The organism is Rhizobacter sp. P1_G5 (assembly GCF_056405435.1).
In genome coordinates this window covers 1-8922 of the sequence record NZ_JBFUCB010000219.1, presented here as the reverse complement: position 1 = coordinate 8922, position 8922 = coordinate 1, and the positions used below count along the sequence as shown (strand labels likewise).

Here is an 8922-nt window from a genome sequence, read left to right as displayed (position 1 = left end):
GCGCCAGCCAAGACAAGACAAAACCCTCGAGGAGTACCCCTTGGCCTACATCAAGAGCCGCAAGCACGCGGCAAGCAAGACATCCGCGTTGGCTCAGATCGGCCTGATGGCCGTCGCATTGCCGGTGGCTGCGCAGACGACCCCGGTCGCCGACGCGCCGAAGAAGCCCGAAGCGCCCGAGACGACGCTGCCCGCGCTGCGCGTCACCGGCCAGTCCGGCAGCGAGTTCAAGGCCGACAACGCGTCGAGCCCGAAGTTCACGCAGCCGCTGGTCGACACGCCGCAGACCATCACCGTGATCAAGAAGGAAGTGCTGCAGCAGCAGGTCGCGACCACGCTGGCCGAGGCGCTGCGCAACACCCCGGGCATCACGATGCAGCTCGGCGAGAACGGCAACACGACGACCGGCGACTCGATCTTCATGCGCGGCTTCGACACGACGAACAGCATCTTCGTCGACGGCATCCGCGACCTGGGCAACATCTCGCGCGACGTGTTCAACATCGAGCAGGTCGAGGTGGTCAAGGGCCCGTCGGGCTCCGACAACGGCCGCGGCGCATCGTCGGGCTACGTCAACCTGGTGTCGAAGACGGCGACCCGCGAGGCCTTCAACAACGGCACGCTGACCGTCGGCACCGCGAGCCGCGTGCGCGCCACCGCCGACCTGAACCGGCCGCTGGACCTCGGCATCCCGGGCTCCGCGCTGCGCCTGAACGTGCTCGCGCAGGACTACGGCACGCCGGGCCGCGACGAGGTCAGGAGCAAGCGCTTCGGCTTCGCGCCGTCGCTGGTGCTCGGCCTCGGCACGCCGACGCGCACCACCTTCAACTACCTGTACGTCGACCAGAAGAACGTGCCGGACGGCGGCGTGTCGACCTTCGGGCTCTCCGACTGGCGGCCCGGCGCGGGCATGCAGAGCGGCGCGCCGGTCGATCCGAAGAACTTTTACGGTTCGACCGACGACTTCAACGACGTGACGCTGCACATGTTCACCGCGCGCATCGAGCACGACCTGTCGAGCGGCACGACGCTGCGCAACACGACGCGCCTGGGCCACACCGAGCAGGACTTCGTGCTGACCGGCGTCAATGCCGTGACCTCCCCCACCGGGACCGATCCCGCCACCTGGACCGTCGCGCGCAACCGCCAGGGCCGCCACCAGACGAACGAGATCCTGACCAACCAGACCAACCTGAGCACCGAGTTCAAGACCGGCGGCATCGGGCATTCGCTGTCGACCGGTTTCGAGTTCATCTACGAGCGGCAGAACCAGCAGAACCGGGTCGTCAGCGGCACGCAGGCCGCGGCCAACCTGTACAACCCGAGCACCGGCGACGTGTTCCAGCCGCTCGTCGACAACGGCGCCTACACCAAGGGCAGCACGCTGAGTGCGGCGGTCTATGCGTTCGACACGCTGAAGTTCTCGGAGCAGTGGCTGCTCAACGGCGGCCTGCGCTGGGAGAAGTTCCACACCGAGACGAACAGCGCCGCCCTCAACTCGGCGACGCCGGCGGTGCTGGTGCAGAACCCGCCGCTCGGGCTGAACGACAACCTGCTGAGCTGGAAGGTCGGCGCGCTGTTCAAGCCGACGCCGGACGGCAGCATCTACCTGACGGTGTCGAATTCCTACCAGCCGCCGGGCGGCGCCAACTTCTCGCTGAACGTCTCGAGCACCAACCAGGCGAGCCCGAGCACCGACCCGCAGGAAGGCAGCAACATCGAGCTGGGCACCAAGTGGGACCTGTTCGGCGGCAAGCTGTCGGCCACCGCGGCGATCTACCGCAGCGAGAACAAGAACGAGCTGGTCTCCGACGGCGCCGCGGTGCCGACCTTCAGCCAGGTGGGCAAGCGCCGCGTCGACGGCGTCGAGCTCGGCCTGGTCGGCCAGGTGACGCCGGCGCTGAACCTGAGCGCGGGCGTGGCCTACATGGATCCGAAGATCCTGCGCGGCGTGCCGGCCGGCGCCAGCGCGAACAACGGCGGCGTGATCGTCTATTCGCCGAAGGTGACCTTCAGCTCGTGGGCGTCGTACAAGGCGCTCGACAAGCTGACCGTCGGCGGCGGCGTGCGCTATGTCGATACCGTCGCGCGCAGCAGCAACCTCACCCCCAGCGCGACGCCCAACCTGATCAACACCGAGTCGTACACGGTGGCCGATGCGATGGTCGCGTACGACCTCAGCAAGAACGTCACGCTGCAGTTGAACGTCAACAACCTGTTCGACAAGGAGTACGTGGCGTCGGTCAACAATGGCGGCTCGCGCTACAAGCCGGGTGAAGCACGCAACGCGCTGCTGAGCGCCAACTTCAAGTACTGACCGCCATGATGCTCCACGTGCCCGGCGTGCTGACGCCGTCCCAGGTCGCCGAGATCCGCGAGGCCCTCGATGCGGCCGACTGGAACGACGGCCGCGAGACGGTCGGCGCGCAGGGTGCGCAGGTCAAGCGCAACCGCCAGCTGCCCGAGGCCGGGCCGCTGACGCAGCGCTTCGGTGCCGTCATCCTGAAGGCGCTGGAAGCACATCCGCTGTTCGTCTCGGCCGCGCTGCCGCTGCGCTACGTGCCGCCGCTGTTCAACCGCTACGAAGGCGGCGAGCAGTACGGCCTGCATGTCGACGGCGCGGTGCGCGGCGTGCCGGGCACCAGCCTGCGGCTGCGCACCGACCTGTCGTGCACGCTGTTCCTCGCCGACCCCGGCGACTACGACGGCGGCGAGCTGGAGGTGATGGACACCTACGGCGCGCACGAGGTGAAGCTGCCGGCCGGCGACCTGATCCTGTACCCGTCGAGCAGCCTGCACCGCGTGCTGCCGGTCACGCGCGGCGCCCGCGTCTGCTCGTTCTTCTGGCTGCAGAGCCTGGTGCGCGACGATGCGCAGCGCGCCATGCTGTTCGAGCTCGACCAGGCGATCCAGCGCCTGCGCGAGCGCGAAAGTGAAAAAGGCGGCGACAGCGCCGAGGTGCTGATGCTGACCGGCCACTATCACAACCTGCTGCGGATGTGGTCCGAGGTCTGATGGACGCCCCCTCCGCCGCCACACCGGCGCCGCAGCGCGCCTACTGGCTGAAGACGCTGCACCAGTGGCACTGGATCAGCTCGGCGCTGAGCCTGGTCGGGCTGCTGCTGTTCACCGTCACCGGCTTCACGCTGAACCATGCGTCGCAGATCGAGGCGAAGCCGCAGGTCACGAAGCGCGCGGCGCAGGTGCCGCCGGCGCTGCTGCCGCTGGTCACCGCGAAGCCGTCCGACGACAAGCAGCCGCTGCCGCCGGCGCTGGCCGCCTGGGCCGAGCAGGCGCTCACGATCGAGGTCGCCGGCCGCGCGGCCGAGTGGTCGCCCGAGGAAATCTACCTGCCGCTGCCGCGCCCCGGCGGCGATGCCTGGCTGCGCATCGACCGCGTGGAAGGCGCGCTGGAATACGAGCGCACCGACCGCGGCTGGATCTCGTACCTGAACGACCTGCACAAGGGCCGCCACACCGGCAGCGCGTGGAGCTGGTTCATCGACCTGTTCGCCGCGTCGTGCCTGGTGTTCTCGGTGACCGGCCTGTTCATCCTGAAGATGCATGCCGCCAAGCGCCCGAGCACCTGGCCGGTGGTGGCTGGCGGCCTGGTGCTGCCGCTGCTGCTGGCGATCCTCTTCATCCATTGATCCCGATTCCCTGATCTTCCAGAAGGACCCCCATGAAACTGAGCTATTCGATGGCGATGGGCGCCGCCGCCGCGCTGGCCGCGCCGGCCTTCGCGGCCGACGCGAACCTGAAGCTGGAACTGCCGCAGCTGAGCGTGGCCGAGTACCACAAGCCCTATGTCGCGGTGTGGGTCGAGAAGGCGGCCGACCAGGGCTTCGCGTCCAACGTCGCGCTCTGGTACGACCTGAAGAAGCGCGACAACGGCGGCGCGAAGTGGCTGAAGGACATGCGCAGCTGGTGGCGCAAGAGCGGGCGCGAGCTGCAGACGCCGATCGACGGCGTCACCGCCGCCACCCGCTCGCCGGGCGAGCACGTGCTGGCCCTGTCGAGCGCGAAGGGCCTGGCGTCGTTGCCGCCTGGCAGCTACCAGCTGGTGGTCGAGGCGGCGCGCGAGAACGGCGGCCGCGAGGTCGTGCGCCTGCCGTTCGACTGGCCGGTGAAGGCCGCCCAGACCGCCAAGGTCCAGGGCGAGCATGAACTCGGCGCGGTCGCGCTCGAACTGAAGCCTTGAGGAGCCACCCATGAAGACCCTCCACCGCCTGAACCTTGCCCTGCTCGCGCTGGCCGCGTCGGCCACGCTGCTGCCTGGTGCCGCGCAGGCGCACCGCACCTGGCTCGTGCCGTCGGCCACCGTCGTCAGCGGCCGCGAAGCCGCCGTCACGGTCGACGGCGCGGTGTCCGAAGACCTGTTCGAGTACGACACCAACGCGCTGGTGCTGGACAAGCTCAGCATCGTCGCGCCCGACGGCAGCCTCGTCGCGCCGGAGAACCTCGCCATCGCGCGCCGCCGCAGCAGCTTCGACGTGAAGCTCGCGCAGCCGGGCACCTACCGCATCGTCAATTTCAGCGAGAGCGTGTTCGCCAACTACAAGCTCGGCGGCGAGCCGAAGCGCTGGCGCGGCACCGCCGAGGCGATGGCCAAGGAGATCCCGGCCGACGCGAAGGAGCTGCAGGTCACGCGCATGCAGAACCGGGTCGAGACCTGGGTGAGCAACGACGGGAAAGGGGAAAAAGCGGGCGAGAAGACCGCCGACAAGGCCTTCGCGCCGCAAGGCACCGGCCTCGAGTTCGTCCCGCTGACCGCGCCGACCGACCTGAGTGCCGGCGACAGCTCCAGCTTCCGCGTGCTGCTCGACGGCAAGCCGGCCGCCAACCTCGACGTGACGATCCTGCGCGGCGGCAACCGCTACCGCTACAAGCTCGGCGAGATCGCGCTGAAGACCGACGCGCAGGGCCAGTTCAGCGTCAAGTGGCCGGAAGCCGGGCGCTACTGGATCGGCGTGAACCACAGCGTGCGTGCCGCCGAAGGCACGCCGCCGACGCGCCGCGTGAACGCCAGCGCGACGGTCGAAGTGCTGCCGCAGTAAAGAAGGCAATGCAGACGGCGCGGGTGCTGGTCCCGCAGCGCATCGCGACCCGCGCGCCGGCGCTCGGCGCCCAGGTGCATGCGCTGCAGGGCGTGACGATGGGCACGAGCTGGTCGGTGCGCGTCGCCGGCCCGCGGGCGCTCGCGCTCGCGCCGCTGGCGCAGGCGATCCAGCAGGAGCTGGACCTCGTGGTCGCGCAGATGAGCCCGTGGGAACCCGGCTCGGACATCAGCCGCTTCAACCACGCGCCGGCCGGCAGCTGGCATGCGCTGCCGGATGCGTTCAGCGAGGTACTGGCCTGCGCGCTGCAGGTCGCGCGCGACAGCGATGGCGCGTACGACCCGGCCGCCGGGGCGCTGGTCGATGCCTGGGGCTTCGGGCCGCGGCAGCGCCACGACGAGCCCGGCTTCGTGCCGCCCGACGATGCGGCGGTGCAGGCCGCGCGGGTCGTCAGCGGCTGGCAGCGGCTGGAGACCGGCGCGCGCGGCGTGCGGCAACCTGGGGGCCTCCGGCTCGACCTGTCGGCGATCGCGAAGGGCCATGCGGTCGACCGCGTCGTGCAGCGGCTCGCGCGGCAGTTCGGCCTCGACGACGTGCTGGCCGAGGTCGGCGGCGAGCTGCGCGGCGAGGGCGTGAAACCCGATGGGCAGCCGTGGTGGGTGGCGCTGGAACCGGTGCCGCGCTGGGTCGACGGCGGCTGGCAGCTCGACGCGGATCCGCTGCCGACCCGCATCGCGCTGCATGGCCTGGGCGTCGCGACCTCGGGCGATCACCGGCGCTTCTTCGCCCGCGGCGACAGGCGTTATCCGCACACCATCGATCCGCGCAGCGGCCGGCCGATCGACCACGGCGTGGCCGTCGTGACGGTGCTCGATGCCTCGTGCATGCGCGCCGATGCGCTGTCGACGGCGCTGACGGTGATGGGGCCGCAGGCCGGCCTGCCGTGGGCCGCGCAGCGCGGCATCGCGGCCTTGTTCGTCACGCGGCGCGCCGACGGCGGGCTCGACGAGCAGGTCACGCCGGCCTTCGCCGCGCTCGAATGAGCCCGCTGGCCCGCTTGCTGGCGGCAGGCGCCATCGCACTCGCCTACCTCGCGTTCTGCGCCTTCATCGTCTGGCGCGAACGACGCCGCCGTGCGGCCGCCTCGCGCGATGCGGCCGCGCTCGACCATGCCGAGGCCGATGCCGCGCCGGTGCTGGTCGCGTTCGCGAGCCAGACCGGCTTCGCCGAGCAGCTCGCGTGGCAGACCGCGCGCCTGCTGCACACCGCCGGCGTGCCGGTGCGGCTGCTGCCGCTCGGCGAACTGCGGCCCGACGCGCTGGCGCGCACCGAACGGGCGCTCTTCATCGTCAGCACCTACGGCGAGGGCGACGCGCCCGATGCGGCCTCGGCGTTCGCGCGCCACATGGCCGACGGCGGCCAGCCGCTGCCGCGCCTGCACCATGCGGTGCTGGCGCTCGGCGACCGCAGCTACGCGCAGTTCTGCGGCTTCGGCCGCCGGCTGGATGGCTGGCTGCAGGTGCAGGGCGCGACGCCGCTGTTCGAGCGCATCGAGCTCGACAACGAGGACGCGGCAGCGCTGAAGCAGTGGCAGCAGCAGGTGGCGCACCTCGCCGGCACGGTCGACCTGCCCGACTGGCAGGCGCCGGGCTTCGACGACTGGCGGCTGGTCGAGCGGCGCGTGTTGAACGAAGGCAGCGCCGCCGCGCCGGTGTGCCACCTCGAACTCGTGCCGGCCGACGGCGCGGCGCTGCCCGGCTGGCAGGCCGGCGACCTGGTGCAGGTGCAGGCCCCCGGCGACCCGCAGCGCCCGCGCGAGTACACGATCGCCTCGGTGCCGTCGGCGGGCCGGCTGCACCTGATGGTGCGGCAGGAGCGGCACCCGGACGGCGGCCTCGGCGTGGCCTCGGGCTGGCTGACGACACGACTGCAACCGGGCGATCGCGTGCCGCTGCGGCTGCGCGCGCACGGCAGCTTCCGGATCGGCGACAACGCGGCGCGTCCGCTGGTCCTGATCGGCAACGGCACCGGTCTGGCGGGCCTCAGAAGCCACCTGATGGCGCGCGCGGAGGTTCGGGCACCCGAGGCCTGCTGGCTGCTGTTCGGCGAGCGCCAGGCGGCGCATGACGCGCATTACGCCGACGACACCGAACGCTGGCAGGCGGCCGGCGTGCTGGCCCGGGTCGACCGCGTGTTCTCGCGCGACCGGCCCGAGCGGCACTATGTGCAGCACCGCGTGCTGGAACAGGCGGACGAACTGCGGGACTGGGTCGCGCGGGGCGCGGCGATCTACGTGTGCGGCAGCCTGGAGGGCATGGCTGCCGGCGTCGACGAGGCGCTCGCGCAGGTGCTCGGCGCCGACCAGCTCGCCGCGCTGGCCGACGCCGGCCGCTACCGGCGCGACGTCTACTGACCCCGCGTCAGTGCTGGATGCGCGTTCCCAGCACTGCCAGGAACTGCGCCAGCCAGGCCGCATGCGCCGGCCACGCTGGCGCGGTGACGAGCTTGCCGTCGGTCACCGCCTGGTCGACCTCGATCGCCGCGTAGCTCGCACCCGCCAGCTCCACCTCGGCCGCGCAGGCGGGATACGCCGACACGCGCTTGCCGCGGATCACGCCGGCGGCAGCCAGCAACTGCGCGCCGTGGCACACCGCGGCGATCGGCTTGTCGGCGCGCGAGAAGTGCTGCACCAGCGCGATCACCGCCTGGTTCATGCGCAGGTATTCCGGCGCGCGGCCGCCCGGGATCAGCAGCGCGTCGTAGTCCTCGCCCTTCACCGACGCGAACGTCGCGTTCAGCGTGAAGCGGTGGCCGGGTTTCTCGGAGTAGGTCTGCTGGCCCTCGAAATCGTGCACCGCGGTCATCACGAACTCGCCCGCCTTCTTGTCCGGACAGGCCGCATGCACCGTGTGGCCGACCATCTGCAGCGCCTGGAACGGCACCATGGTCTCGTAGTCCTCGGCGTAGTCGCCGACCAGCATCAGGATCTTCTTGCCCATCGTTCGTCTCCTTCGTCAGAGGACGGCGACACACCATGCGAGGCCGTCGAAGCACATTCTGCGAGCGTTCGACGCGCATGGGGAATGCCCCTCGACAGCACGCGATGCGCGCCTCGAGAGCACGCAGATGAGGCTCTCAGGCGACAAAACATCGCGCGAAGGCGCATGAATGCGAGTTTTACCTATGAAAACTGCTTCTCAATGCAGCACTCTCGCAGTAGTATTCGCTCCGCACGTGGACCTGGAGAACCGAGAGCTCATGCGGCTCTCACCCAACCCGGGCACATCAACAACGTTATTGATGGAGAAATTCAACATGGCAACTGCGAAACCGCCCGCTCGGAAAGCGGCTCCTGCAAAGAAAGCGGCACCGGCCAAGAAGGCTGCACCCGCGAAGAAAGTAGCGGCCAAGAAGGCCGCACCGGCCAAGAAGGCCGCTCCCGCCAAGAAGGCAGCGCCGGCCAAGAAGGCCGCTGCGAAGAAGGCCGCTCCGGCCAAGAAGCGCACCCCGAACGCTGCCTTCATGAAGGCCATGACCCCGAGCGCAACGCTGGCTGCCGTCATCGGCGCCAACCCGCTGCCGCGCACGGAAGTGACCAAGAAGGTGTGGGAGTACATCAAGAAGAACGACCTGCAGGACAAGGCCAAGCGCACGATGATCAACGCCGACGCCAAGCTGAAGGAAATCTTCAAGAAGGCCCAGGTCTCGATGTTCGAGATGACCAAGCTGATCAACGGCCACCTGAAGTAATCAGGTTCCGTTCACCTCAAAAAACCGGCGCATGCGCCGGTTTTTTTCATGGGGCAGCGGGTTTCTCCATCGCCTTCGCGACGGCGTCCAGCACGCGCGCGACGTTGATCGGCTT

The 8922-nt window shown here is 69.9% G+C and carries 9 protein-coding genes; 8 read left to right on the top strand and 1 reads right to left on the bottom strand.

Features of this window, described 5'->3' with window-relative positions:
- The 7 genes from AC1D12_RS16400 to AC1D12_RS16370 form a co-directional block, all read left to right on the top strand.
- Positions 1-2317, top strand: a 2317-nt coding sequence (locus AC1D12_RS16400; protein ID WP_477841559.1) for a catecholate siderophore receptor Fiu, incomplete at its 5' end; no start/stop codon positions are given.
- 5 nt (positions 2318-2322) lie between these two features.
- On the top strand, positions 2323-3015 hold the full coding sequence (locus AC1D12_RS16395; protein WP_477841557.1) for a Fe2+-dependent dioxygenase: 693 nt from the start codon (positions 2323-2325) through the stop codon (positions 3013-3015).
- Complete coding sequence (locus AC1D12_RS16390) at positions 3015-3650, top strand: PepSY-associated TM helix domain-containing protein (RefSeq protein ID WP_477841555.1); 636 nt, start codon at positions 3015-3017, stop codon at positions 3648-3650. Before AC1D12_RS16395 ends, AC1D12_RS16390 begins: the two co-directional genes overlap by 1 nt.
- Before the next feature lie 32 nt (positions 3651-3682).
- Positions 3683-4201 carry a DUF2271 domain-containing protein gene (locus AC1D12_RS16385; protein ID WP_477826059.1) on the top strand — a complete coding sequence of 173 codons (519 nt, stop codon included), beginning with the start codon at positions 3683-3685 and terminating at the stop codon, positions 4199-4201.
- Positions 4202-4211: 10 nt separating this feature from the next.
- The gene (locus tag AC1D12_RS16380) at positions 4212-5057 is read left to right on the top strand and encodes a DUF4198 domain-containing protein (protein WP_477841553.1); all 846 of its coding nucleotides are present in this window, start codon (positions 4212-4214) and stop codon (positions 5055-5057) included.
- 8 nt (positions 5058-5065) lie between these two features.
- Positions 5066-6100, top strand: coding sequence for an FAD:protein FMN transferase (locus AC1D12_RS16375; protein WP_477841551.1), 1035 nt, complete (start codon positions 5066-5068; stop codon positions 6098-6100).
- Positions 6097-7470: a sulfite reductase subunit alpha gene (locus AC1D12_RS16370; RefSeq protein WP_477826056.1), complete on the top strand. Its 1374-nt coding sequence runs from the start codon at positions 6097-6099 to the stop codon at positions 7468-7470. The genes AC1D12_RS16375 and AC1D12_RS16370 overlap by 4 nt, the downstream gene beginning before the upstream one ends.
- Positions 7471-7477: 7 nt before the next feature.
- Here AC1D12_RS16370 and AC1D12_RS16365 read toward each other — a convergent pair whose 3' ends face one another.
- Positions 7478-8056 (bottom strand): DJ-1/PfpI family protein, encoded by a 579-nt coding sequence (locus AC1D12_RS16365; protein ID WP_047501211.1) that lies wholly within the window; start codon positions 8054-8056, stop codon positions 7478-7480.
- Positions 8057-8372: 316 nt separating this feature from the next.
- On the opposite strand from AC1D12_RS16365, the gene AC1D12_RS16360 reads away from it, so the two are divergent.
- Positions 8373-8807 carry an SWIB/MDM2 domain-containing protein gene (locus AC1D12_RS16360; RefSeq protein WP_047501850.1) on the top strand — a complete coding sequence of 145 codons (435 nt, stop codon included), beginning with the start codon at positions 8373-8375 and terminating at the stop codon, positions 8805-8807.
- The last annotated feature ends 115 nt before the right edge of the window (positions 8808-8922 follow it).

What these genes read in the sequence shown, in the direction of transcription:
- AC1D12_RS16390 (WP_477841555.1), top strand. Translation starts at nt 3,015, where the DNA reads ATGGACGCCCCCTCCGCCGCCACACCGGCGCCGCAGCGCGCCTACTGG.
- AC1D12_RS16375 (WP_477841551.1), top strand. Translation starts at nt 5,066, where the DNA reads ATGCAGACGGCGCGGGTGCTGGTCCCGCAGCGCATCGCGACCCGCGCG.
- AC1D12_RS16395 (WP_477841557.1), top strand. Translation starts at nt 2,323, where the DNA reads ATGATGCTCCACGTGCCCGGCGTGCTGACGCCGTCCCAGGTCGCCGAG.
- AC1D12_RS16360 (WP_047501850.1), top strand. Translation starts at nt 8,373, where the DNA reads ATGGCAACTGCGAAACCGCCCGCTCGGAAAGCGGCTCCTGCAAAGAAA.
- AC1D12_RS16385 (WP_477826059.1), top strand. Translation starts at nt 3,683, where the DNA reads ATGAAACTGAGCTATTCGATGGCGATGGGCGCCGCCGCCGCGCTGGCC.
- AC1D12_RS16380 (WP_477841553.1), top strand. Translation starts at nt 4,212, where the DNA reads ATGAAGACCCTCCACCGCCTGAACCTTGCCCTGCTCGCGCTGGCCGCG.
- AC1D12_RS16365 (WP_047501211.1), bottom strand. Translation starts at nt 8,056, where the DNA reads ATGGGCAAGAAGATCCTGATGCTGGTCGGCGACTACGCCGAGGACTAC.
- AC1D12_RS16370 (WP_477826056.1), top strand. Translation starts at nt 6,097, where the DNA reads ATGAGCCCGCTGGCCCGCTTGCTGGCGGCAGGCGCCATCGCACTCGCC.